The sequence below is a fragment of the Nitrosarchaeum sp. AC2 genome, from assembly GCF_013407385.1.
GTDB lineage: Archaea > Thermoproteota > Nitrososphaeria > Nitrososphaerales > Nitrosopumilaceae > Nitrosarchaeum > Nitrosarchaeum koreense.
Window position 1 is genome coordinate 1,414,065 of record NZ_CP030847.1, and the last position, 25,220, is coordinate 1,439,284.

General features: G+C 31.8%; 30 protein-coding genes and 1 pseudogene. 20 read left to right on the top strand and 11 right to left on the bottom strand.

All coding sequences use genetic code 11. The features are described from left to right. Window positions 1-74: 74 nt before the first annotated feature. Complete coding sequence (locus DSQ20_RS08570; protein WP_007551282.1) at window positions 75-290, top strand: histone family protein; 216 nt, start codon at window positions 75-77, stop codon at window positions 288-290. Window positions 291-414: 124 nt separating this feature from the next. On the opposite strand, the gene DSQ20_RS08575 is transcribed toward DSQ20_RS08570, so the two are convergent. Continuing rightward, complete coding sequence (locus DSQ20_RS08575) at window positions 415-831, bottom strand: plastocyanin/azurin family copper-binding protein (RefSeq protein ID WP_179365310.1); 417 nt, start codon at window positions 829-831, stop codon at window positions 415-417. A 75-nt stretch (window positions 832-906) separates the two neighbouring features. Between DSQ20_RS08575 and DSQ20_RS08580 the strand changes: the two genes are divergently transcribed. Together DSQ20_RS08580 and DSQ20_RS08585 are read left to right on the top strand one after the other, a co-directional pair. Further along, on the top strand, window positions 907-2,658 hold the full coding sequence (locus tag DSQ20_RS08580) for an AIPR family protein (RefSeq protein ID WP_007551285.1): 1,752 nt from the start codon (window positions 907-909) through the stop codon (window positions 2,656-2,658). Window positions 2,659-2,817: 159 nt separating this feature from the next. Beyond that, entirely contained in the window at window positions 2,818-2,985 is a 168-nt protein-coding gene (locus DSQ20_RS08585) for a hypothetical protein (RefSeq protein ID WP_007551286.1), read from the top strand. Here the strand turns inward: DSQ20_RS08585 and DSQ20_RS08590 are convergent. Beyond that, window positions 2,982-3,527 carry a hypothetical protein gene (locus DSQ20_RS08590; protein ID WP_179366369.1) on the bottom strand — a complete coding sequence of 182 codons (546 nt, stop codon included), beginning with the start codon at window positions 3,525-3,527 and terminating at the stop codon, window positions 2,982-2,984. The genes DSQ20_RS08585 and DSQ20_RS08590 overlap by 4 nt on opposite strands. Before the next feature lie 118 nt (window positions 3,528-3,645). Here DSQ20_RS08590 and DSQ20_RS08595 point away from each other — a divergent pair, with 118 nt between their 5' ends. From DSQ20_RS08595 to DSQ20_RS08610, 4 genes are all read left to right on the top strand, one after another. Next, window positions 3,646-3,927 carry a winged helix-turn-helix domain-containing protein gene (locus DSQ20_RS08595; protein WP_237698822.1) on the top strand — a complete coding sequence of 94 codons (282 nt, stop codon included), beginning with the start codon at window positions 3,646-3,648 and terminating at the stop codon, window positions 3,925-3,927. A gap of 277 nt (window positions 3,928-4,204) precedes the next feature. After that, a complete protein-coding gene (locus DSQ20_RS08600; RefSeq protein WP_007551290.1) occupies window positions 4,205-4,381 on the top strand; it encodes a hypothetical protein in 177 nt (58 codons plus the stop codon). A 731-nt stretch (window positions 4,382-5,112) separates the two neighbouring features. Further along, complete coding sequence (locus tag DSQ20_RS08605) at window positions 5,113-5,319, top strand: type II toxin-antitoxin system HicB family antitoxin (RefSeq protein ID WP_179365311.1); 207 nt, start codon at window positions 5,113-5,115, stop codon at window positions 5,317-5,319. Then, complete coding sequence (locus DSQ20_RS08610) at window positions 5,316-5,531, top strand: type II toxin-antitoxin system HicA family toxin (RefSeq protein WP_179365312.1); 216 nt, start codon at window positions 5,316-5,318, stop codon at window positions 5,529-5,531. Before DSQ20_RS08605 ends, DSQ20_RS08610 begins: the two co-directional genes overlap by 4 nt. Before the next feature lie 160 nt (window positions 5,532-5,691). Here DSQ20_RS08610 and DSQ20_RS08615 read toward each other — a convergent pair whose 3' ends face one another. Continuing rightward, entirely contained in the window at window positions 5,692-6,852 is a 1,161-nt protein-coding gene (locus DSQ20_RS08615; protein ID WP_179365313.1) for a 2'-5' RNA ligase family protein, read from the bottom strand. A gap of 125 nt (window positions 6,853-6,977) precedes the next feature. Here DSQ20_RS08615 and DSQ20_RS08620 point away from each other — a divergent pair, with 125 nt between their 5' ends. After that, window positions 6,978-7,574: a tetratricopeptide repeat protein gene (locus DSQ20_RS08620; protein ID WP_179365314.1), complete on the top strand. Its 597-nt coding sequence runs from the start codon at window positions 6,978-6,980 to the stop codon at window positions 7,572-7,574. 72 nt (window positions 7,575-7,646) lie between these two features. Here the strand turns inward: DSQ20_RS08620 and DSQ20_RS08625 are convergent, their stop codons facing one another. Further along, the gene (locus tag DSQ20_RS08625) at window positions 7,647-8,009 is read right to left on the bottom strand and encodes a hypothetical protein (protein ID WP_179365315.1); all 363 of its coding nucleotides are present in this window, start codon (window positions 8,007-8,009) and stop codon (window positions 7,647-7,649) included. Window positions 8,010-8,107: 98 nt separating this feature from the next. Between DSQ20_RS08625 and DSQ20_RS08630 the strand changes: the two genes are divergently transcribed. Next, window positions 8,108-9,238: a hypothetical protein gene (locus tag DSQ20_RS08630; RefSeq protein WP_179365316.1), complete on the top strand. Its 1,131-nt coding sequence runs from the start codon at window positions 8,108-8,110 to the stop codon at window positions 9,236-9,238. After that, window positions 9,211-11,247, top strand: coding sequence for an Hsp70 family protein (locus DSQ20_RS08635; RefSeq protein ID WP_179365317.1), 2,037 nt, complete (start codon window positions 9,211-9,213; stop codon window positions 11,245-11,247). The genes DSQ20_RS08630 and DSQ20_RS08635 overlap by 28 nt, the downstream gene beginning before the upstream one ends. 74 nt (window positions 11,248-11,321) lie before the next feature. Here the strand turns inward: DSQ20_RS08635 and DSQ20_RS08640 are convergent, their stop codons facing one another. After that, window positions 11,322-12,620 carry an LEA type 2 family protein gene (locus tag DSQ20_RS08640; protein WP_179365318.1) on the bottom strand — a complete coding sequence of 433 codons (1,299 nt, stop codon included), beginning with the start codon at window positions 12,618-12,620 and terminating at the stop codon, window positions 11,322-11,324. 84 nt (window positions 12,621-12,704) lie between these two features. On the opposite strand from DSQ20_RS08640, the gene DSQ20_RS11045 reads away from it, so the two are divergent. The 9 genes and pseudogenes from DSQ20_RS11045 to DSQ20_RS08695 all read left to right on the top strand — a co-directional run bounded on the left by DSQ20_RS11045 (window position 12,705) and on the right by DSQ20_RS08695 (window position 18,700). Continuing rightward, window positions 12,705-14,513 (top strand): plastocyanin/azurin family copper-binding protein, encoded by a 1,809-nt coding sequence (locus DSQ20_RS11045; protein ID WP_370464186.1) that lies wholly within the window; start codon window positions 12,705-12,707, stop codon window positions 14,511-14,513. After that, window positions 14,510-15,268, top strand: a complete 759-nt coding sequence (locus DSQ20_RS10895) for a CFI-box-CTERM domain-containing protein (protein ID WP_255458225.1) — start codon at window positions 14,510-14,512, stop codon at window positions 15,266-15,268. Before DSQ20_RS11045 ends, DSQ20_RS10895 begins: the two co-directional genes overlap by 4 nt. A 264-nt stretch (window positions 15,269-15,532) precedes the next feature. Then, window positions 15,533-15,820: pseudogene (locus DSQ20_RS08660) on the top strand (peptidase); the annotation flags it as partial. A 734-nt stretch (window positions 15,821-16,554) separates the two neighbouring features. Next, entirely contained in the window at window positions 16,555-16,785 is a 231-nt protein-coding gene (locus DSQ20_RS08665) for a hypothetical protein (protein ID WP_179365319.1), read from the top strand. A gap of 46 nt (window positions 16,786-16,831) precedes the next feature. Then, a complete protein-coding gene (locus DSQ20_RS08670) occupies window positions 16,832-17,470 on the top strand; it encodes a zinc ribbon domain-containing protein (protein ID WP_179365320.1) in 639 nt (212 codons plus the stop codon). A 48-nt stretch (window positions 17,471-17,518) separates the two neighbouring features. Next, window positions 17,519-17,833, top strand: a complete 315-nt coding sequence (locus DSQ20_RS10440; RefSeq protein ID WP_218841287.1) for a zinc ribbon domain-containing protein — start codon at window positions 17,519-17,521, stop codon at window positions 17,831-17,833. A gap of 42 nt (window positions 17,834-17,875) precedes the next feature. After that, window positions 17,876-18,259 carry a hypothetical protein gene (locus DSQ20_RS08685; RefSeq protein WP_179365321.1) on the top strand — a complete coding sequence of 128 codons (384 nt, stop codon included), beginning with the start codon at window positions 17,876-17,878 and terminating at the stop codon, window positions 18,257-18,259. Between the two features lie 38 nt (window positions 18,260-18,297). Next, window positions 18,298-18,468, top strand: a complete 171-nt coding sequence (locus DSQ20_RS08690) for a hypothetical protein (protein WP_179365322.1) — start codon at window positions 18,298-18,300, stop codon at window positions 18,466-18,468. Window positions 18,469-18,472: 4 nt separating this feature from the next. Continuing rightward, the gene (locus DSQ20_RS08695) at window positions 18,473-18,700 is read left to right on the top strand and encodes a hypothetical protein (RefSeq protein WP_179365323.1); all 228 of its coding nucleotides are present in this window, start codon (window positions 18,473-18,475) and stop codon (window positions 18,698-18,700) included. Here DSQ20_RS08695 and DSQ20_RS08700 read toward each other — a convergent pair. The 5 genes from DSQ20_RS08700 to DSQ20_RS08715 all read right to left on the bottom strand — a co-directional run bounded on the left by DSQ20_RS08700 (window position 18,689) and on the right by DSQ20_RS08715 (window position 22,861). Then, window positions 18,689-19,795, bottom strand: a complete 1,107-nt coding sequence (locus tag DSQ20_RS08700) for a hypothetical protein (protein WP_179365324.1) — start codon at window positions 19,793-19,795, stop codon at window positions 18,689-18,691. The two genes, DSQ20_RS08695 and DSQ20_RS08700, sit on opposite strands and share 12 nt — an antisense overlap. 208 nt (window positions 19,796-20,003) lie before the next feature. Beyond that, entirely contained in the window at window positions 20,004-20,588 is a 585-nt protein-coding gene (locus DSQ20_RS08705; RefSeq protein ID WP_179365325.1) for a hypothetical protein, read from the bottom strand. Window positions 20,589-20,675: 87 nt separating this feature from the next. After that, window positions 20,676-20,807: a hypothetical protein gene (locus tag DSQ20_RS10900; RefSeq protein WP_255458226.1), complete on the bottom strand. Its 132-nt coding sequence runs from the start codon at window positions 20,805-20,807 to the stop codon at window positions 20,676-20,678. A gap of 207 nt (window positions 20,808-21,014) precedes the next feature. Continuing rightward, window positions 21,015-22,574 (bottom strand): hypothetical protein, encoded by a 1,560-nt coding sequence (locus DSQ20_RS08710; protein ID WP_179365326.1) that lies wholly within the window; start codon window positions 22,572-22,574, stop codon window positions 21,015-21,017. Continuing rightward, window positions 22,571-22,861, bottom strand: a complete 291-nt coding sequence (locus DSQ20_RS08715; protein ID WP_179365327.1) for a hypothetical protein — start codon at window positions 22,859-22,861, stop codon at window positions 22,571-22,573. The genes DSQ20_RS08710 and DSQ20_RS08715 overlap by 4 nt, the downstream gene beginning before the upstream one ends. 270 nt (window positions 22,862-23,131) lie before the next feature. Between DSQ20_RS08715 and DSQ20_RS08720 the strand changes: the two genes are divergently transcribed. Next, the gene (locus tag DSQ20_RS08720) at window positions 23,132-23,944 is read left to right on the top strand and encodes a hypothetical protein (protein WP_179365328.1); all 813 of its coding nucleotides are present in this window, start codon (window positions 23,132-23,134) and stop codon (window positions 23,942-23,944) included. Here the strand turns inward: DSQ20_RS08720 and DSQ20_RS08725 are convergent. After that, window positions 23,939-25,195, bottom strand: coding sequence for a tyrosine-type recombinase/integrase (locus DSQ20_RS08725; protein ID WP_179365329.1), 1,257 nt, complete (start codon window positions 25,193-25,195; stop codon window positions 23,939-23,941). The two genes, DSQ20_RS08720 and DSQ20_RS08725, sit on opposite strands and share 6 nt — an antisense overlap. Between the last annotated feature and the right edge of the window lie 25 nt (window positions 25,196-25,220).

The window sequence follows — 25,220 nt, forward strand, 5'->3', positions numbered from 1 at the left end:
GTCTGTATAAATCGATTCCTTAGTGATATTTTTTAACTCATAATCTTTTATCGGAAAAAAGAAAATGAAGGTTAATGAAATCATCAGAATTGGGCATTTCAGCAATGTATAGAATTTTAAAAAAATCAGGTGCGGAGAGAGTTAGCGATGAATCAGCAGAAGAACTACGAGGAATAATCGAAGAATTGGCTAACAAAATTGCAAAAAGTGCAGTAGATATGGCTTTACATGCAGGAAGAAAAACGATTAAAGCCGAAGACATCAAACTTGCATCAAAACCATTTATCTGATTTTAATCTAAAGAGTTTAATTATTCAATTCATGTTTTTCAAAACGGTACTCTGGCAGAACGGTTATGCGTGAGCCTGCAAAGCTTATACAAGGGGGTTCGACTCCCTCGGGTACCTTTTATTGTCAATTAGCAATTACTTGTCCTTTCATCCATGGATGTAATGTACAAAAATAATCATAGACACCAGGATTTTTGAAAATAAATGTAAAAGATTCCTCAGGATCTAAATATTCACTATCAAAAAGTCCACTTTGATTTCCATAATAACCAGAAGTGACACTATGAAATGCTGCATCTTCGTTTAACCATGTAACTGAGTCACCAGATTTTATTGAAATTTTTGATGGAATGTAACAAGAATCAGTTTTTTCACATCCAGGACGGGAGACTTTTGTTGGCATGATAACATCAGCTTTGAGTATGGGTTTTGAGTCGTCCGTGGTTTGAACGTAATTATCATTTTGAGGTATCAATACGATGCCAATTACCACTATAATTATCACAAAAATGGAGGCTAAGGGTATTATTTTTTTCTTCAAATTACATCACATATTGATCGGAGTTATTATGTAATTACCAAATTCTCTAAATATATAACATAATTGATATAACAATTGGCTCAAAACGGAAATAGCTTATTAGAATACATACCAGGTTCCCATACACTTTTAGCTCACAAAAATTCTAGTTTACCATTAGAAGGATTTTCAGAAAATGTAAGAGTAAGCATACAAGAATATGCAGAAGATTCAAAAAGTGAGGTAGAAAAAGGCAATAATTTTCTTCAATGGGTACTTACACGAGTTTTTGAGGCCACAGAAGATGATGCTGCAGATGCAATTGTAGATGGTGCAAATGATCTCGGTATTGATGCATACTTACCAGTAGATTTTTCAGATAATACTATTCGTCTATTTCAATCAAAGTATGGGACTTCACATTCATTTGAAGCAATTGCAAAATTCAAAGAAGATGCAAAACGTTTACTTGGAAAAGATGTTTCAAAAATGAGGCCTGAGTTAGCTCAGTTAGTTACAAAGATCAAAGAAAAAAATCTAAAAATAAAATGCTGTTATGTGACAGATCAAAAAGTAGAGTATCAAGATGATATAATTGAAATAATAGATATTGAAAAAATTGTTCAAAAATTATGGGAGCGAATAAAAAAACCGGCTGCTGGAAAAAAATCATCTATTAAATTAGAAAGAATGCTTAGACATGAAAATACAATTTTAGGAATTTTAAAACTAAGAGAATTAACTGAATTTGTTAGCAAAAACAGAGATTATGTGTTTGAATCAAACATAAGACAATGGATGCAATTTAAAACAACAGTAAACAAAGGATTGAGAGAAACACTTCAAAGTAATCCAGGAAAATTTTTTTATTATAACAATGGAATTACAATTGTAGTTAGTGATTTTGAAGAATTAGGAGATAATCTCATAGAACTTCATGCGCCACAAATTGTAAATGGTGCACAGACTTCTAATTCAATTCTTGATCATTCAAAGAGAACAAAAAACATGGATGGTTCTATGACAGTTACAATAATCAAAGCCGATGATGAGCAAGAACAGAACAACATTACAAAATATAGAAATTCGCAGAATTCAGTTAGAGGAAAAGATCTTGTATCACTAATGGATTTTCATAAATCTATTAAATCGCAATTAAAAAATTGCGGGTATTTTTATGAGATTCAAGCAGGATCGTTTGATACAAAATCAAAATCAAAACAATCAGAATATCAAGGAGATTCTCTATATAATGAATATCTTCCAGATAATCACAAAAAAGTCATTGTTGCAAAAGATGCCATACAAGCTCTAGTTGCTGGAATCGAACAAAGACCTACAGAAGCATATAGTTCTCCAGCTCAATTTCTTCCGAGAGGAAGTAAGTATGATGATGTGTTCAACGATAATCTAAAAGATGATTATAGAATTTTATTATATCCATATTTAGTAAAAGAATATGCAAAAAAGACATTGAAGTATGGAAAACAAGGAGGTCATAAAACAAAAAGATATGCAACTTTATTTTATGTCGGAGTTTATTTTAGAATTTTACATAAAAAAATTCTAGAAACTAAAGGAGATTTCAAGAGTGATGTGAGAAGAATGGAACCAATATTTCGTAGTTTTAAACTAAATTCTAGAATTCTGAAAATTGCAGATGTGGTTGTGACAAAATTTTTAGAAGATACAGTAGTAGATGATGAAATAGAGTTAGCAAATACAAAACACAATTTCTTCTCACAACATGTATGGAATGATTCAATGCTTAGAGTAGTAGATAAAAAAATAAGGCAAGAGGAAGAAGAAATCTTAGCCTTGAAAAAACTTGCAAATAACTTGTTTTAGATTTTAAGAAGGTAGAAGTCTAACCAAGTAAAAATTTGCAGGAGGTTTACACTGGTCAGACTATCTACCTAGAATTCATATAAACCAGTATTATTTAACATGATTTTTCAAATAGATTCTAGAATCTTTTTTATATAGATCAAAGAGAGCGTAATTGATTTGGGAACCAAAGAAAAATGTACAATTTGCAATAGCAAAATATCTTTACGTTTTAACCCCATGGAAGAATGGGGAATTAAAGGTCCTATTTGTGGTGATTGTTATTCAAAGAAGATCGATAAGCATTATCCAGGAGATCATGTTCGAGTAAATAAGGAAAAAGACTAGTCTAATTTTGAATATTTGTTAACATAAAGACAATTCCAAGCAAGTGGATCTTCTTTGACATCTTTTTCTTCAAGAAATACAATGTTAGTGATTGTTTTTTTTCTTTTTAGTAGATTTACCTGAAAACTTGAAAATGTTTTACAATTACAATCGTTGTATAAGCATACATCACCATCACCTTCATCATGATCTTCTGCTGCATGTCCACAATCACATAACGCGTCATTTTTTACATCCTTACGAGATTTCTTTGTGTAAATTCCAAATCTCAAATATGCTTCACCACCATGTCCCTTCTTGAATCGTTCATAATTTTCTGATTTTTGTAATACTTTAAAAAAAGACATATTTGATTCTGGGTGCTGAGAATCTGAACCGATAATTATCCAATATTCATCATCGATCTCAACAAATCTAATCTTGATCGTTGAATCTAACCACCAATGTACGGTATCATGCCAAATAGTTGAAGCTTCTTTTCTATCACTAAATAAAGGAACGACATTCATTCTGAGATCATAATAACGATAGGCTACACCCATAAAATTATCAAACCATGGAATAGATGATGTCAATATAACAAAAAGCAGATTAGAGCGTATTTATCTGATCTGAATTAGTGGTAATACCCTTATATCTCGGTTTTATACCTATAACCATATGGTTTCCTATAGGACAAGCATGCAGATAGTAGCAGATCTTTTGACGGTCACACAGCAATCTGGTCAAGAGGGCATTAAAACAACATCATTACTAACAAAGGCAAATTTATCACATTCTAGATTATCAAAATTCTTAGAAAATTTAACAGGTTCTGGATTAATCAATAAGATAGAATTCGACAATAAGAATACATTTGTAATAACTGAAAAAGGAAGACAGTATTTGGAATCTTATGCAAAGTTTGCAGGCATTGCAGAATCCTTTGGATTAGAACTCTAAGTTTATTTTTTAGATCTTCGATTTAACTTATCTTTTTGTTTTTGCTTTCTTTCTTTATATGAGCTGTAAATTATAATTATACATATTCCAGCTATAGAGCCATAAAAATATAGGAGATTTGGATGTTCTTCAAGTTCTCCTGTAGAAACGGATATGAGCGATAGAGGTATTGTAACAATAAGAAAAATCATAACAACCATGAGATATTTGTCCATATCCAGTATGATTTACAAAACCATATATCTTTTTGATTTAACTAGAATATAATAGAAAAATAATGATAAAAATTCTTGAATTGATCGGATTTGGATTAATTGGTGGGACAATTTATTCTTCTATAGGTATGATTGGAAACGAATTACGATGGCCGGTATTTTTTGGTTGTGCTGCTGGGGCACTAGCAATTATAATTTATCGTAAAAAATTAAGACAAAAACAAAATAATTCTGTTTAAAACTATTAGAGAGTGTTGATCAATGTTGAATCAACCGACAGATCTATAAAGGAGAATTAAAAGCAATTATGAGGGCAAATGGCAAACGAGACAACACAGTGGTGGAAAGGATTGGGAAAAGAATTAGAAACAGATATTGAAACATTTGATGAATAAAATATTAAAAAATAGAAAATTTTAGAAATTATTATGAAATAAGCCTCGGGTGGGATTTAGTCAAATAGTTTTAAGCCCAAATAGCCTGAAATTCCTCTTTATTGGTAATGTTCTGTTATAATATAATTTAATTTCAAATAAGAGAGTGGGATGATTGGGTACCAAATATTTTCAAATATGCCGGGGATGAGTTTTGTCAAATCAGTTTGATGCCCACCACTTTTGTTTATAAATAAAATCTAAATTTCAAGAAATTTACCAGATCGTTTTTCTATCTCAAAAAGGATGAATAAGTATGAGTCCAAAACATGAGAAAATTACTGATGAACTTATTGAGAAATACTCTAAACTTTTAGATGATCTCGCTCATGACGACTAGTTTCTAGCCTTTTTCAAATTTTTACACTAAACCTATGAATACTATGATCCTTGAATTGAATTCTGTATCCATTTTATTTCCCAAAGAGGTAAAAACTAAAAGTCGTTATCCCAAACTTGTTCTGTTCACATCTAAACTCCAACTTTACAATATTTGCAAAACCTAATTTTATATACTAAAAATTCTAAATTGTACCATGAGTGAAAAAAGAGACTATAGTATTTTATTAAAAAAAGACGGCACATTTTATGTAGGACAGTGTTTAGAAATTCCTCAAGCTCGGGGTCAAGGAAACACAAAAGCAGAAGCAATAGAAGATACAAAAAAAGCTATAAAAATCTGCAAATCATATTTAGAAAGTAAAAAGAAATTATCTTCCAAACTAGTGACAGTTTCAATTTGAGCCTTCCAATAATCGGATGGAGAGAAGTTCTAAAGGCATTAAAGAAACAAGGATTCTATGCAACAAGGCAGTCTGGAAGTCACATTATAGTTGAGAATGGACAAGGATTGTGGACATCTATTCCAAGAAAAAGCGAACTTGGTAAAGGATTGATATTACAAATCATCTCTGATTGTGGTTTAACAAAGAAAAAGTTTCTTGAATTATTATAAATCCAAAAATTTGTACTGTTTATCAAAAAATACATTCGACTTCTTCAAGATTCGATCTTAAATAGCTTGAACCATTTTTGTGGAAGAAATTATTTCTATTCCACATTACATGGACTCTATCACCATTTTGGGGATAAGCGGACGCAGACAGGTGTAAAAATTATCCATTCATTGTTTTATAACTTCGTCCAGTCTCAATTAAGGAAATAATTCTATCTAGATTTATTGGCGTATAGTCAATCAACTCAGAAGAAACATTGATGGTCTTATTTTTTTGATGAAGAAATGGATGATCTTTCATACTTGTGTTATGGGTATGTCCGTGAATAATCCATCCCTCATAACCATGTGGTCTCCAAGGATGATGCATTAGCAAGAATTGATAGTCGTGGTATTTTATTCCATATCTATCGTGAAGTACTGGAGCATTTTGAATTATATCGCTATCATGATTTCCCCTCAGACAGTATATCTGTCCGCTAAGTTTTCCCAACCAATAGTCTATTGGTCGTCTTCTTCTGCCAAGTGACATATCTCCTAAGAAATACACTGTATCGTTGTTAACCGTATCATTCCATCTAGAAATTAGTTGTTGATTCATGTGTCTTGTTGAAGCAAATGGCCTATCTGAGAATCTAATCACATTAGTATGATCAAAATGAGTGTCGCTAATTACAAAAATCTTTTTCTTTTTTGTAATATCTTCAAATTCTATTTCTGGAGTTTCTTGCTTTTTTTCTAATTTTGAGATTGATTTTTGTAGTGTTTTTTTGTCCAATGCTTGAGAACGATTCAATACTTTTCTCTGCATGAGGTCATATTCTGCAAGTATTTTGTAGTCTTTTATTATTGCAATTCTTAAAATGTATTGATCCATTTTAGGAATTTTCCAAGTTTGAAGATAGTCCCAAATCATATCAAATTTTCTTTGAATGTCTTTGAAAACAAGCGTGGCATGAAATGTGAAATTTCTATCAAAATCATATTCTGATAGCTCGCAGAATTTTTCCAGTCTTTCTTTTAATTCCAAACGGAGTTTTTTGAGTTCATCTGATGGCTTTATTCGCACATAAATTACACGATTCTCAAAGCTATCAAATCCATCTATGCCAAATTTCACCAAATCATAGTGCTTTGCAATGTTTTTTACTTCTTCAACTAGTTGTTTTTCATTTCTAGTGTATAATGGCCCTACAAGTGTAATGTGTGGAACTATTTTTCTTCTATTGACATGATAGTTTCTAGATATGTTATCTTTTAATTCTCTTATTGCTCCTTTTACATATCCTGAAAATCTAAATTCTATGAGATAATGTGTCATTTTGATATTGCTTTAGATTACATCTATTTGAGACATAGATTAATTTTTCACGAGTATACTTTTTCATTCCTAAATCCTTAAGTTTTTAGAATAATTAGAAAATTATGGGCATTTTTGATAAATTCATGAAAGAAGATGACCCTAATGCTTGGAGTAACAAGGGCATTGAATCAGGTAATTTAGGTCTATATGAAAAAGCCATTGAATATTTTGACAAAATGTTAGAGATTCAACCAAATGATTTGTGGGCATTAAATTGTAAAGGCTATGCACTAAATCTATTCGGTAAATATGAAGAAGCCATAAAATGTTCTGACAAAATGTTAGAGGTTGAACCCAATAATGTATGGGCGTGGAATAACAAAGGCTATGCACTTTACCTGCTTGATAAAAATGAAGAAGTTGTAGAATGTTTTGACAAAATATTGGAAACTGAACCTAATAATGTATGGGCATTAAATTACAAAGGTAATGCACTCAGTGAACTCAATAAGGATAAAGAATCCATAGACTGTTTCAACAAAGCATTGAAGATCAATTCACATAATGCATGGACATGGAAATACAAAGGTAATTCACTGAAGAAACTTGGCAAACATAAAGAAGCAGAAGAGTGTTTTCTAAGAGCCAAAGAATTAGAAGAGAGAGAACAGCAACAAAACATCAAAGTGTCTTTCATGACTAAATTATTAAATTTCATACGAAATTTTAAGAAATCATAGATTAGAATAAATTAATTATCCAAGTATATACTAAAGTTGTAAGTTCTAAACTCTTTTTGTGACATTGGAGAATTATTTTTTAAATAATTTGATTATTATTTTCTTTACAATACCTTTCACTTCATGAGGCGGTCTATATTTATCAAGATTGATATGAGAATTATCTTGTCTGAACTTTCTTTTACTATAATCCCATAATATTCTTCTAACCTTCTGCCTAATTTCATGACCACTTTCACCAATGTCACCTTTATTTGAAATCCATACATGATGTGAAGTATGAGTTATTTCTCCTCTTAATTTATCTATGAAGATTTGATCATCTGAATTATTTTTATTTTCATCTATGTATCTTGCAATTTTTGATTGAGCTTCATTTAGATCAAGGTGGTTGCTATACGATAATGATTTGCCACATTTAGGACATTTTGGCAACTTTTTTCACATCCTCATAATTTTGATTATTATCTTAAACTTTCTCCTTCTAAACTCTTTTCGTAAATCCTTAATTGAATAGAAAATTTAGAAAATTCATGGGCGATTATTGTGAACGATGTAGAAAATCTCTGCCTCGACTAAGTATTACTACAGTATGTGACCAATGCAAAGAAAGAGTCAGTCGTGAACGAATTGAAATGGAAGAGGCTGAAAAAATAAGAGCAAACAGACAAACCCAGAAAAGTCTTGAAAGACAGAAAAAATTGCGGGAAAAAGAACCCACGAAATCATCTAAGATAGGACTATTTAGTAAATTTAGAAAATATGATGATGATGGATATGACAAAGATGGAATTCACAGGGATACGAATACAAAGTTCAATACTTTTGGTTTTGACAGGGAAGGTTATGACAGATATGGGAATGACAGTGATGGACACAGTAGAGAATACAATACCAAAGAGAAAGATAATAAAAAGATCAATTATGCAAGATGGGTACATTCACCAAGTGATAATTTTACAAATGAGTCTAGTCAACACAAATATGAAAAAACGAATAATGAATTAAAAGAAAAAGAATTAGATATTTACAAAAAATTTCAAGAAGAACAAAGACGACAAAAAGAAATACAAGATGCAGAAATTAGAGAACTAGACAGGAAAAGAAAAGAAAACGAAGAAAAAGAAAGAGAATATAGAGAATCTAATAGTTACAAGAAAGATCAAGAAGAGCAAAGACGACAAAAAGAGATTAGAGACGCAGAAATTAGAGAAAGAGAAAATCAGACTTATAAGAAATTCCAAGAAGATCAACTAAAAAATCCACGCAAAGACTCCGCACAAAATTATAGAGACAATACAGTAGAAGATCTTTTAAAAAATTTAGCAAATGAAATCTTTAAAGAAAATCCACAACAAACTGGAGGATACAGTTACACTCCAAAACAAGAATCTAAACGAGAATATCGTCCACCACCAAAACCAACACAACAAAAAACTATGTATTCCAACGTTCCAGATTTTTCATCAGATGATCCAGATTGCGTTCTCGGTGTATTCCCAGATACACCAATTTCAGAAAAAAATCAAAGGCGACGAGAATTATTAACACAGTATGATTCTTCACGTAATAGGGTTAATAGATCAGAAAAAGAACTAAAAGAATTAGAACGTATTCAAGCAAAAATTCATTGGGCATGGGAAAAAATCAAATCAAAGACATGAAGGTTCTAGGCATAGATTTAGGCACAAGCAGTTCTGCAGCAGCAGTCCTAGTAGATGGCAAAGTCATGATTATTCCCTCAGATGAAAAAGCATCTACTGAAAAACCACTTCCTTCAGTAGTATCGTTTTTTGCAGATGGAAGTTGCTTGATAGGAAAAAATGCGGTTGAACAATCATTTTACAATCCAGAAGGAACGGTGTCTAATGTAAAAAGACTGATGGGTTCAGGGCAACAAATTGAAGTTTTTGGTAAATCATATTTGCCGCAATTTATCTCGGCATTAATTTTATTAAAAATAAAAATTTATGCAGAAAAACTACTAGGAGAGAAAATTGAAAAAGCAGTAATCACTGTACCTGCATACTTTAATGATAATCAAAGACAAGCTACACGTGATGCGGGAAAAATTGCAGGGTTGGATGTATTACACATTATTCCAGAACCAATTGCCGCATCAATTGCTTTTGGAATAAATCGAGATGAAAAAAATAATCGTGTACTAGTATTTGATCTTGGTGCAGGAACACTTGATGTATCTATAATTGAAATTGGTGGTGGCTTTCATGAAGTACTTTCTACTGCAGGAAATACTTCTTTGGGTGGTATTGACATGGATGACAAACTAATGAAATTGATCATAAAAAAAATAAAAATACAGTATCCTTCATGGCATGAATCAAAATCAGATAAAATATCTTTGGCAAATTTAGCTGAATCAATTAAAATTGAACTATCTACTAAAGAATCAGTTACCATAGATTATGATATTTTAGATGGAGTACAAATCAATGTAGTACGTTCTAACTTTGAACATCTAATTGCAGACATTATAGATCAATGCAAACTAGTTGTCATGGATGCACTCAAAGGTGCAAATTTAACCCCATCAGATATTGATAAAGTAGTTCTAGTGGGAGGACCAACAAAAATTCCTATTATTCAAAACACAATTTCTGATTTAATTAGACCACCTGAGCCAGGCATTGATCCTACATTTACCGTAGCCTCTGGGGCTGCAATACAAGGTGCAGTTCTTGTAAATGAGAATAACCTTCCTGTATTGTATCAAGGCTTGACTTTGGTAAATGTCACGCCTCTTGATCTTGGAGAGATGGCAAGAAAAGATGGTGAAGAAATTTTGGATCCAATGATTGCAAAAAATACACCATATCCAATAGAGGTAACTAAAACATATTATGTTGCAAAACCGATGCAAACCGAAGTTCAAATAAGTGTCTGGCAAGGGGATTTTGAAAAAAATCATGGATTTTTAGAAAATGTGGAGATTGGAGAATTTTGGTTACGAGGATTAAGAAGTGGAGTGATGAATAAAGAAATTGAAGTCACATACAAGCTTGATGCTGACGGTATTCTAACTGTAAGGGCTAGAGAAATCGGTGGAATAGCTTCAGGCGAATTAGTTATAGACAAATTTGGAAATTCCATTATTCCACCACCACAATTAGAATTTTCTTTAAAGGAAGCACAAAAAATTGAAAAGAAAATTTACAGAGATGTTCTTAGTCCATATGAAATTCCAATAGGTGGAGAACATGTTGTTAGTAATGATAACAATGCAATTTGTTGGATGTGTGATTGTCTTAATGATGCAAAACAGCTAATAATACAACATCATATTCATGATGCTAAAGAATTTTTTGAAAATACTCAATATGAAATATCATTACAAGATGTCAAACAATATGCATATGCGTTTATTCAGATTGGATTACATCCGTATTATCCAATAGGAGTTCATGTTTCATTAATGGAGAATACTCCTAGAAATTATAGAATGTTAAAAGTAGTTTTAGTACACGAGCTTTTACATGCATTACATCCAGATTGGGGTCATAATAGAATTAATCCAGCTGAGAGGAGAATAGCAAACTTGGGTAATCATTATGATGCATTAGAAGAGATGAAAAATTTGTTTCTAAGTGGTAAGATGAGTTTTTGCAATAACGATGTACGAATTGTAGATCATTCATCATCAGTAAAGTGTTAGCTTATCCTTCATGAATTCTGTCAAATTAGTTTGATGCCCACCACTTTTGTTTATAAAAAGATTGAATTTCTAAATTAATTTACTTGAACATTAATCTGGATACTACGGGCATTACCGTAATTAGTTGAACCTTCAAAGACGGCATAAATCTCAACTACATTATCAAATGGGTCCATAGTTCTTGCACTCCAGTTTGTACTGTAATTTCCGTTGGAATCTGTAGTTAAGGTGCCTATTTCATCATCCCCACTACCAGTGTCTTCATCTTTGATATAGATTAGTGCGTTTGGCACTCCCCTACCTGTAGAGTCTATGAGTTTTCCAGAGATTGGTAGAATGTCTCCTTTATTGACTACCATATATGGAATATTCAGAGTAATGCTAGTAGATTTGAAAGTATTTTGTGATGTTTGTGGTGTTGATTTTGGTTGAGTGTATTGCTCTGTTGATTTTACTGGTTGAGAAACAACTGATACATCGTATTGATAACTTCTAGCCGAGTCATAAGTTGATTCTCCTTCAAAGACTGCATAGAATTCTACTGTACTATCAAATGGGTCCATGGTTCTTGCAATCCACGTAAATCCAAAATTACCATTGCTATCTGTATATAATGATTTAATGACATCATCCCCACTACCAGTGTCTTCATCTTTGATGTAGATTAGTGCATTTTGTAATGCCCTTCCATCTGATGTCAACCTACCATTAATGTATACAGTATCTCCGCTATAGACGGTGTTTATTGGAATATCCAAAGTAATTGCAGTGGGTACTTTTTGATTTTTAGATAGTTCCCCAGATAATTTCTTTTTTATTTCATCATACAGTGAAATTTGTTTTGACGACTCAAATGGTACTGGAATCTCAAATCCTAATAATTTAAAATATGCAGTACCTTTTACGCGAAGATCAATTCTTCCACCGTCACTTACTATGGAATTAATTGCTGGAGAAAAACCTGATTTTTTGAAATTTTGAAATGCCTTGACCTGTTTTGTTTCTCCCGGATAAATTGTTGTATCAATTGAAATTTTTCCTGTGCCCATAGGTACTCCATTTAGTATCAAATCATATGATAAATCAGGAATGTATACAGGTAAAAATCCATAATTTGATAATGCAAAAAACAAATTAAGATTTACACCATCAATAAGATCAAATGCCGCACTTAGCCAATTTCCTGTGAGTGTCTTTAGACCTATTTTGAGAAGAGTTGAAAGCGATAACTCTGTCCAATCTATGCTGTGATATGAAACGTCATTTAGACTTACATGAATTTGTGTGTATGAATAATAAATTAAGCCTAGAATTATTGCAATAATTAAAACAAATATTCCTACTCCTATTCCTATGGCTTTAGCTTTTCTCACTCATAAATTATGAAATGACTGATTCTTAAACAATTGAATAATAATTCCCAAAATGCTTAAGTTCATAAAACATTTAGAAAAATATTGAAAAAAATTCTTTTTTTATTTACTTTGGCAGTTTTAGCTGGAGTCATTTCTATTAATGATGCATTTGCAGATCATACTCAAGTCACAATTACTCCATCTCCAGGATCTGGAGCTCCTGGATGTGAAGAGTCTTCAAAAGGATGCTATTATCCAAAAACTGCAACAATAGATGTTGGCGGTAAAGTAATATTTTCAAACACAGATACTGCTGCACATACATGGACAGCAGGAACTGCAGCAGAAGGTCCATCAGGAGAATTTGATACTAGCTTAGTAATTGCTGGAAGTTCATATGAATGGACAGCAACCACAGCAGGTGAATTTCCATATCATTGTATGGTTCACCCATGGATGGAAGGATTACTTATAGTCCAACAAGCATCATATTCTCCCCCTACTTCACAATCAAGCTCATACAGTGGTACAGTAATTGCCTCTGGTACAGACATTAAATTAAATTACAAAATATCTGGAGGAAAAATTTACAGTGTTACTCCTGATGTTGAAGCTAATTCACTGATAATATCAATAGGTGCAAATCAGGATGGTGCACTTGTCATTACATTACCAAGAACTTTGATTGATGCAAAGATGGGTTCTCAAGATGATACCTTCTTTGTTTTAGTTAATGGTGATGAGGTAGATTTTGAGGAATCATCAACTTCTAGAGATAGAACACTGACAATAATGTTTCCGGTAAGAACTAATGAAATTGAAATCATCGGCACATTTGTATTCTCCAATTCAAATAATTATCCCCAACCAACTCCTTACTCTCCTTTACCTTCTACTCCAACACATGTTCCATATGGAACAAATATTGTTATCCCAAGTGGTACAGGTTCTCCTGGCTGTGAAAATTCAAATTCATGTTATCAGCCATTCCAATTTTCATCTGGTAAAGGTTCTACAGTTACATGGTATAATGCTGATTCAGCAGCTCATACCGTAACTAGTGGAAATCCAAGTAATGGGCCAGATGGGGCATTTGATAGTTCGTTGATGCTTTCAGGTAGTACATTTTCTCATAAATTCAATTCTGATGGTACGTACCCTTACTACTGCATGGTTCATCCATGGATGACAGGTTATGTGATAGTACAACGTGGTGGAACTATAATTCCTGCTCCAACTCCTGCTCCAACACCAACCCCTACACCAACACCAACAACACCTGGAACAATTTCAGTTTCTACTGATGCTTCTCAATACAGTCCAGGAGAACTCGTTACAGTCAAAATATACACTTCAAAAAGTGCTAACGTTGCAGTTAGTGTAATTGGTCCAAGTGGAGATAGTATTGTATCTAGAACTGTTTCTACTGATTCTGGAGGCTATGGTTCTTTGCAATTCAAACTCCCTGATTCATCTCAAAATGGTTCATACCGAGTTGATTCAACTGCAACAATTTCCGGAAAAGTCTCAGATTCTACAACATTTAGTGTAAAATCTACATCATCTAGAGTAACTATAGTCTCATTACAACCTACTGATCAACAAGGAAATGCAATTTCTTCATTTACAAAAGGTAAATTGGGATTTGTCAAAGTTGTATTAAATTCTGATTCAAATACAAATTCACTAGTAACTATCAACTTGTTTGATTCAGAGTTGACCAGTCTTGGTATTGGCTCTTTTAAGACTACGCTTGGTTCAGGCCAATCAGAAATGACTTTATCATTTTTTATTCCAAATGATGCAAAAATAGGAAACGGTGATATCTATGCAAATGTATTTTCTGACTGGCCTAGTCAAGGTGGAGTTCCACTCACTGGTGAATCATCTACACAGGTGAGAATTCAATGAAACTAGTTTTATTTTTAGCTACACTACTTGTAGTATCTGTAATTCCTTTTTCCTTTTCTGAAACCATAACAATAAACACAAACAAAGAACAATTTGCAGGTGGTGATACTGTAGAGATTAATGGTAATGTAGAAAATGGAAATGCAGGAGAATTTGTTGCATTAGAAATTAAAAATCCTGATGGCGAAACAATTCTAATTAGAACAGTCACACTTGGTGATGGTGGTTCATTTTATCTCAAGTTTAAAATTCCAGAATCTGGTAAAGCAGGAAGTTATAACATTGTAGCAAATTCTCAACAAGCAGGACAAACTGTTACACAAACAAAAACAATTACACAATCTAATTCTGTTGAGAGTCCACCACTTGAATCAAAACCCAAAGGTGGAGGATGTCTAATTGCCACTGCAACATATGGCTCTGAACTAGCCCCCCAAGTACAACAATTACGTGAACTGCGAGACAATAATCTCTTGCAAACAGAGTCTGGAACTACATTTATGAGTACATTCAATCAATTCTACTATTCGTTTAGCCCAACAATTGCGGATTGGGAACGTGAATCACCGATATTCAAAGAAGCAGTAAAAATTACTTTAACTCCTTTGATTAGTTCACTATCAATTCTAAACTATGTAGATATGGATTCAGAAGTTTCAGTGTTAGGATATGGAATCTCTTTGATTTTACTTAATGTAGGAATGTATTTTGTAGCCCCTGCCATTGTAATTGTTGGAATTAAAAATAAATTATGATTCAGAGAAAAAATGAAAATTCCAATATTGATTATTTTAATCACATCTGTTGCATTTGTACCAATTCTAGCTGATGCACATCAAAGTGGATGTCATCGATGGCATTCATGTCCATCGGATTCTGGTTCATACATCTGCGGTGACACTGGTTATTGTTCACAATGTCCTGATAATCAATATTGTAAAGCAGGACAGCCTTACACTAGTTATACTCCACCAAAATATGATCCACCAAAAGAACCAGTAAAAGTGGAACCAAAACCTACACCTCAAGTCCAATCTACAATTCCATCTTGGATTAAAAATAATGCAGGATGGTGGTCAAATGGACAAATTGATGATGCTACATTTGTTTCTGGAATGAAATTTTTAATCAATGAAGGAACACTAAAAATTCCACAAACTACACAAGGAACAGGTACTGGAAGTAATCAAATTCCTACATGGATTAAAAATAATGCAGGATGGTGGTCAAATGGACAAATTGATGATAATTCATTTGTTCAAGGAATTCAATATCTGATTAAAGAAAGGATACTAAAAGTATCAAATGATGAAAAACCAATTAGTCCTACAAATAATTACGAATCACTAATTTCAGTTTCTACTAAATCAAACTATGTAGAAGGAGAAACTATTGTAATTTCAGGCAAAGTAAGTACTATCATAATAGGTACTCCCGTAACATTACAAATTTTCAATCAAGGTAATTTGGTAGATATAGTACAGTTCAATGTTGCAGAAGATGGAAGTTATTCATATACAATCATTGCTGAGGGGCCATATTGGGCTAAATCAGGAGAATATACTGTAAGAGCATCATTTGGTGAAGGCAATGTTGCAGAAACTCAATTCAATTTTTCGCCAAAATCAGATGTAACTACAACTAACATATTTGAAGTGGATGCTGGTAGTTATGGTACATTTGATGTAAAGTATGGGATTACTGTGGGATCTCTAAAAAATATAACAACTGATTTTGGAAATTATGCATTAGTAGTAACAATAATGTCCACAGATAACGGATCATTGCTACTAGAAATTCCAAGAGAATCATTTGATGCAAAAAAACAAGATCAAACAGATGATACGTTCATAGTAATAATAGATGGTATAGAAGTGCCATATCAAGAGACTGTAACTAATACAAACTCAAGAATGATCAAAATTAATTTTGAAAATGGAGATTCTGTAATTAAAATAATTGGTAATCTATTACGGGCTAACTAAAATGTGTTTGAAAGTTTTCATAAATCCTTAAGAGTTAATGTAAGATCTATAGACGTATGGATGAAATCCCCAAAATAAAACCAACCAAATTGATATGGTTAGTTCCAATTACAATGGGATTGCTTGGTGGAATTTTGATGTACATTGCAGTTAAAGATGAAGATCCACAAAAAGCAAATGATGGAATTTTGGCAGGAGTTCTAAGTACAATTGCGATAATATTTTTGTATGTGCTCTTTATTAGCATATTTTCAGCTATGAGATTTCCAATGATGCCTTTTAACTAAATCTGCTTCCTAAATCCTTAAGTTTTACACACCAATTACAGAACTATTGCCATTTTGTCCTAAATGTGGAAATGAGATTCCAATTGAAGGAAATTTTTGTAATAAATGTGGTTTTTCCATTTCGGATATATCTAAAAATGAAAAAAACAATTTCAATTCATCAGATGATAAACCAAAGAAAAAAGGACGTAGTAAAACAAAGAAAATAGGCATTGGATTGGGCATAGTGGTTTTGGTATTTTTTGGATTGGTAATTTTAGCTGCAATTGGGTCAGATTCTACTGATTCAATAGAAGTAAAAAAAACAAATCAACCGTTATCTCCTACACAAATTAAAAATTCTGCAATATTGGGAATTGATTACGATGAATTACTGCGCCATAATGAAAAATATGTAGATAAAATTGTGTATTTAGAAGGCAAAGTAGTTCAATCACAACGAGTGTATGGAGATAATTATGCACTACTAGTTTCAATTACAAAAGAAGACTTGGGATTTGGAACCACATTTTATACAGATTCTATTTGGTTAAATTATGAAGGACCTAGAGTTTTAGAAGATGACATTGTTGGAATTTATGGAAAGGTTACAGGTATAAAAGAATACACCGCAGTTCTTGGAAATATTATCTCAGTACCTGAAGTTAATTCTTTATTACTTGAAGTAATTGACAAAGATAACTAAACGTACATTTTCATAAAAACTTAAGTCCATATGAAAATAATATGAGTCATGGTTTTTTGTATTAAATGTGGTTTTCAGATTGTAGACGAATCAGATAAGTTCTGTCCTAAATGTGGCTCTCAAACACTATCAACAACTGAAAAACCTGAAACTGCAACAGATTATGTTTCTAGACAATCATCTATAATTCCGACATCAAGAAGTAATTGGTGGTATCTTTTACCAATATTTTTAGGCATTATTGGTGGACTAATCGCATATTTTGTATTGAAAAAAGATGATGCAAAATTGGCAAAAAATTGTCTTATTGTAGGAGTGATCATGATGATTTTGGGATTTATTATTGGTATATCAGGATTCTAACTTTTTGTAAATCCTTAAGTTAATACAAAATTTAGAAAAATCATGAATGATTTCGTAGAATCCATTGGTTTGTCAATTGGTATTGCATTTACGATGGGGGCTATTGGCATGGGTATTTGGTTTTTGATTGATAAAAACAAACGAAAAGAATATGAAGAAAAACAGAAAAAGAAAATACTTACAACCAAAGAATGGGCTTATACCGTTTTTGGTATTTTGGGCATTATACAAGGCAGTTCAATGATTACAATATATGCAAATACTATGGCCACAATCGATTTTAGTGCACTAATGTCTGGAATTGGAATGTTTCTTATCATTGGTGGGGTATTACTAGAATTACGGACACAAACACATCATCGAAAATCAATTATAGATTTGGAACAAAAAGTAGAAGAAATATTAAAAAAATTAGATGAAGAATGATTGTTAAAGTTATTACATTCTTCTTCTAATCAATATTCATGGGTAAAGACGATGTGTGGATTGCATTAGGCGCGGTCTTATTAGGCGCATTATTACTAAAAGCAATATTCGATCCTAATACCAAAATTTACAGATGTCCTCATTGTAATCTTGTAATTCAAAAAAATACGGCTATTTGCCCACGTTGTAGAACGCAATTATCTTGGTGAAATAATGGAAAAACGTGTTTTACAAAATATTACTTCTGCACAACGAATGGCTGCAATTTGTTTCTTAATTATTTTTGCAGTTGCGTTAATTATGGTAATTCTATCAAGTATTGGCACAAAAATAGATAATTTTCCTTATTGGTCAGATCTGCTTAAAACTATGACTGGCGGAATAATTGGTTATTTGTTTGGTGCTAATATGAAGAAAGATGATGTATCATCAACCAAATAAATTTGAATCAAAATATTCCTGATCAAATTCAGAACCCGTTATTTTGTTATATTGTTTTAGCAACTGCTTATACTCATCATTCACTTGTTTTTCCATATTTGTTAGATTTACAATTACATATGATCGCGAAGTATTTGTTCCTGGAAACTTCCCTTGTTCATATGATTTTGTTTTATGGTATTCAGAATACATCTCCGTAACTTTTTCCGATATTAGATACTTTGACTTTTCAAAAATATCTCCAAATCTATTTTCTTCATCAGGTGTGCCTAGAATGTGTGTATTGTTTTTCATATTGCTAATACCATGAACATTTTGCCAATTTCCTGCAACTGATAGAAGTGTTGATAGTGTACCATACACTTCTAACTGTTTTATTATCTGCTCTGTTCTAAGTTTAGTTCTTTGTTCTTGAAAGCCTTCTTGCGATGTTGTTTCTTTTGCTATTTGAGTTTGCCACCACTTTGCCAATCCCCAATCGCCTTGTTCTATCGCTCTTCCAAAACTATCTTTTGATGCTTTAGTGGGAGATTTCAAATCCAAGTTAAATCTATAAAAACCTGCCATCGTTGTTCGTTCAATTAACTCCTTCTTCATCTTTCTAGCTTCATGTATTAGAAAAGATGCTAATATTGTTGGAAAAATAATACCTAATATTCTAATACAATTACTATCGCAAATTATTTGGTCTGTTTGATTTGTGATAACAAGAATATCTACAAAAGATTGTGACAATCCTATGGCTAATATAAAAAATAACATTAATGATATAAAATAGAGAAAACTAACAATTCTATCAACTTCAGTTCTAATTGATTTAATATCTATTGCACTAAGATGATACTGTAGAAGTTGTTCTTGCTGTTTGCTAAGATTACTTGGAAATGTTTTTCTCAGGTTTTTTTTCAACCCACGAATTACAAATTTCCCAACTGGATCTATGATAACTAATGATGTACCAAAAAATCCTGCTGCTGTCAAAAACAGATAATGATTATTTACAAAGCCATAACCTAAAGAAACCAAAAGTATTGTGATAAACGAGTATGCAAATGGATAGTCTGAAATTTTTAGAAGAGTTTCTCCTGCAGTCATTTATGGTTTCTTTTTCAAACTAGCTTTTAGAGATATTGATTAATCATTCATCACAAAAATCTAGTAGATTATGATGCTAGTATTATCCTATTTTTAATCACCAAAAATGCGATCATGTCTTTAGGCAGTTTTTCAAAATGAACCAATTCCATTTTTTTAGACTGGTACACGCCTAGATTTCAGATATTCAACTAGACATAACCAGTCTTTATTCAATTCTTTTCTGAAGCTCTGGGCTCATTTCAATTATCTCTTCTTTTATCAGTTGTAGGTTTTCATCAAATTCTACTACTTTTTTCTTTGTCTCATTGATTGCAATTTGGTTGATAGGATCTCTTCGTCTAATCATTGATTCATTCTGTATGGTATCTCTTGCCAGTATCTTTGCCTTTACGCTTAACTGTTTCATTGCTCTAATTACTGCACCTTTATGTAACGTGCTGATTAATTCTATTGAAAGTCTAGCGTGATAGTTTCTTGCTTTAAGTAGTAATTTCTCATCTGCATTTTTTCTTTCTGAAAATTCTTTAAAGTATTCAATGTCTTTTGATAATCCTAACAAAGTTTGTTCATATATTGCTGGATAATGAATGTCTAATAGGTTATCTAGAAAAGTATCATACGTGCCTTTCTTTATTTCTTTCAAGTCTAGATAGATTTGCTGTACTGTTACTTGTATTCCAAAGTGTTGTAATAACGACTCTTGAATTTCTTTTGGTGAAAGTCCAAATGAATTATATCTTCTAACTAGATTGATACGCTCAGTAATCTCTTCTTTGGAATGAAATGGCATACTTTGTTATGACCTATTGATCTTAATATTTTTTCATAATTAAAAACAAGAGTATGGTATCAAAGTGCCCCACTAGCATTCAAAAGTTTAGAATGATATCTGCTCACTTTGAAATAAAGTCTTTTCAAAAAATTTAGTGTAGCTCATACTTCCTTTGAGTTTCTTTATCTTTTCTCTAATCTCCCTTTTGACAGGAATATCCACAAGACGTTCAGACATGATCAAATTATGAGGTTATAGGTATTAAGTATGAATTTGATTTGTTTCTAGCTTTCTTTCGTAATGTAACTTTGCAACATGGACATAACTTTTCATCACATATAATAGAAAACATACATTCCGTACAATACTTGTATCCTAAATGGTATTTTGGATTTCCAAAGTAACCGCATTGAATTGATGTGCATATTCCTTTACATGAACAACTCATTTCGCTTCCTCGTTGCTCTTCGATGCTTCGTTATTGGTCATTTTATGCCTATTTTTGATGACTTTAGCATCGATTTCGTTTAGTGTATCTATGAGTTGTTTTGGTGTGATTTTGTCTCCTTTTTCATTTATAATCTCTAATTGTTTTTGGTTGAATCGTTGCTCGAGATATTTTTTTACGAATAATTCTATACATGAGACATCAAGTAACGATGTATCGATAAGTGTCGATTCTACACTAGCCTGTTTTGACAAAAATGCATCTGCAATAATATAGATGTCTCTAGATCTATTATCTGGATCTTGATATTTTTCTAGGAATCCATGCTCTACAAGTGGTTTTAGTATTGTTTCTTGTAGTCTTTGTCTATCTATGTTGATATCTTTTTGAGATAAAATATCTGAAATTTCACTTGCAGTAAGATACAGAATATCTCCATTGACTGATGGCTTTTTATTTCCATATTCAAGAATGACTGACCTTATGTAATCATTAAAGTATTTTATCTTGTAGGATTGAATCTCTTTTTGTTCTTTTGATAGACTGCATGCTTCTTCTATGTCTTCTCTAGTTGATATAGGAAATATTTGTCCTGAAAACAGTATTTTTGGTCGATGTTCTATGTTTGCCAAAGTATGAACTTTGATGTTATTATTTAATATCTTAAATTGTCTAGTTCGAAATCCTGCATCGTCTTTGAGAAGATTTGAAATCCCTATTCCGTATAAATTAAAGATTTCATCATTATTTTTGATCTCCTCAATCAATATTCTTATTTTTGTTTTAATTTGTTCTATCTGTTTTTCAGAAATTATTTCTTCATTGTACATGACATTAGGAATACTAGAACGAATTGCTTCTAGTTTTAGCATCTCTCTATATTTTTTAGAACTTGCATTAAGAGAAACAGTATTGAATCTAGTATTGATTTCATTTGTTTCATCTCTTTTTTGTTCATCTTTTGCAGAACAGTAGATTACGGCAGGAAATCCACGTATTACAAATTTTTGGCCTAAAATCGTGCCTGATTTTGACTTGTTTACGCTGAAACTCTGAATCTCGTGTTGGTCATGAGATAGAGTAGTCTTGATTGATTCAAAGAGTTCAAAACTTTGCGAATCTACCAAAATGATTATCTTGTTTGTAAAATCCACTAGACTGCAAGCTGATTCACGTAATTCTTTTATCTGTTCTTTTATTTCTTGTTGTTTTTCTTTATCTTTACTTTTTGCAAGATCTTCTTCTAGTGGTTTAATTGCAATGTCATAGTCTTGCCAATTTCCAGAACCGTTTTCAACTACTCTCTTTGAGATTAATGCATACTTGAATGATTGAGGAGTTGCTTTTGCAAGCATTATGATGTTTTCTTGTGGAAATAATCTTGCAAGTTTTGTTACAAGATATGTTTTTCCTTCTCCACTTGGAGCTAAGATTCTTGTATTTTGTGGGTTTTTTGTCCATGCTGAAAGAAGTGTGAGAATTATTTGTTGAATGTTATTTTCCTCTTCTTTAATTTCCATACTGCACAAGCGTATGATCTCTTTTAGTAGAGTCATACTTGGTTCACTATCTTCCATCTGTCTTTGATTAAACAAACTTTGTTTGGTCCTTTAAGATAAAAATTCAAGTTATGAAACCATTCATGGATATTTTGATTGAAATAATCAGTGAAGGCCTGTTCAATTTCTGTTAAATTTCCAATTTTAGGTTCTCCGCTTTGAAAACCTATACAATTATTATGTGCTGCTTTTATTTTTACAAAAAATGTTAGATCATCATCAGTCCATGGACCAGCTCCTCCATTAGAGACTTTACATAAAGAATCACAATGCCAGCTAGTCATTCATATGCTCCGTTTCGTTACATATTGGACAAGGATCTGAGTTAATGGATAATTTTTCCAGTCTTTTTAGATTACATTCAAAACAATGAGAAAAAATTTTTTCTGAATGTATGATTGGTTTATTGCACCAATGACATGTTCTATCGTTTTTCATATGCTGTATACAGTACCGTTAAATATCTGGAATTGACTACCTAAATTGTGTTAAAAAGCCACAATTCATATTTAAGAGAACTACAAATCTTAGATTCTCTATTCAATTCCCAAAGTTTGTTAAAAAAAGGAAAAACTTTGAGGATATATGGATTAAACATTAGTGATTTTAGTAAAAAACCTGAGAATGAAAAATCTCCAAAATTATCAAGGGATATTTTTTATGATTATTCAAAAGAACTTCTTAACTCAAAATTGATTATTGAGATTGATGTTAAAAACAAACGTGGAAAATGTTATTCAATAACTCCTTTGGGAATTGTATATTTGTTACAAACCCATTCAAATTATTTTAATACAATCAGCATGACTGAATTTAAACGCATAGAATTAATTTTGAATTATTTTATTATGCGTAGTACTACCAGAACTAAACTTTTCAAATTTGAAAAAGAGATTATTAAAGATGTTTTTGTTTTGTTGTCACATCTAATGAATTTATCAAAAGATATTCAAATGTTCTTGCCAAAAATTGTGGATTATTCTGATGATTTTACCAGAATAAATTTATCTATTCCAATTAACAATGTAACTAACTTTAACATTACAAATTTAGTGAAACAAGGTGATACCTATGCTATTGGTGAAAATACATTAAAAGATTCAATGTTATATGCAGATGAATTATCTGATAATGAATTTCATTCATATTTTGCCAATTTTCTAATTTGTGCTTTATCTTATTCAGTAATTTATAAATTTTATTTGAAATATATGAAAAAAAACAATATTGAAATAAATAAGATTACGATTAACAATATACATATTTTACAAAGAATTAAACAATTCAATGATTATCTTATTTCTCAAAGTGAAATTTTGGATAATAATTTAAAAAGCTTTGATAATATGATTTCTAAAAAATTATAGATTAAGATCTTTAATTAAATTATCTATTTCATCTTTTTGTAATTCTGGAATTTTTCCTGTCATTAACATTTGAATGAGAATCTTTCCTGCAAGTTTATTTGTGTTAAACTGTTGTTGATTTGCAATCTCTTCTAATTCCATGGCTTTTTTGATGTCCAACGGCTTCCCGCATTTATTACAAATATCTGATTCAGATGAATTTGATGTATTACAGATAAGACAGATTTTAGGGACAAGTGATTTTTTTGTTTCTTCTTGGATTATGCCTAAATGTTTGAGATATACCTCATCTACATCAGCATTTACCAAGTGTACATAATTTGCAGGCATTTTAGAATCATTTGTCCATCCATGCCTAATTTTCATTTGAGCTTCAGTCATGAATTTAGCAGAATTTGTAGCTTCAGAGTGTCTGAATAACTTTAGATTGATATGTTTTCTAATTCCTGCTCTTTTCATTGTTCTTCGAAGAAGACTAGTTGCAGTAGCATAATTCATGGGTAGACCAAATTTTGGTTTTTCTAAAATTATCCAAAGGGGGGATTCAGGATCATCTTTTAGTGGATGGACACTTATCCAATTAGCAAGACGTGGAACGGACTTTACTAGCCTGATAGGTCTGGAACCAGTTTTACCATCAACATTAATGAATGCTCCAAATTTGTCAAACTTTACGTTTTTAATTCTAAGTGATAGTATCTCTCCTGGTCTTGTCCCTGCTTCATAGTGCACATCAAAAAATGCCTTGTCTCGTGGATTAATACAAGATTTGGTAATTTCAGAAAGATCTTCTTCGGTTATTAGTTGCTCACGAACAATATTGCTTTTTAGGCGATTCTGATGAATCCATTTAGTCTCTGTGGGATCTCCAACATCTTTGTGGTCACGTGAACCAAGTTTTATCCATCTAAAGAATATCTTTAGAATTTTTTTATGGTCCCATGTATGATGAGTTTCCTTTCCTGTTGAGGAAAACATCTGCATGAATTGGTAAACTAGTTCTTCAATATCAGATTTTGTGACATCCTCCCAATCTTTTTTTAAGATTCTAGACAAACTGAGTATGGTTGAAAGATGTTTTAGACGTGTTGCTCTAGATAACGATCTTCTTACCATTTCCTTGTCGTATTTTTTGATTAGTTCTGAATTCTTTGTAGATAATTCTCTCTCAATTGTTTTTAATGTATGGTCAAGGCCTTTATCAAAATCATGAATAGTGATTTCTTTTTTCTGAACTTGTTTTGTACTCATAATAAGAATAATGTATGGTGAGGGC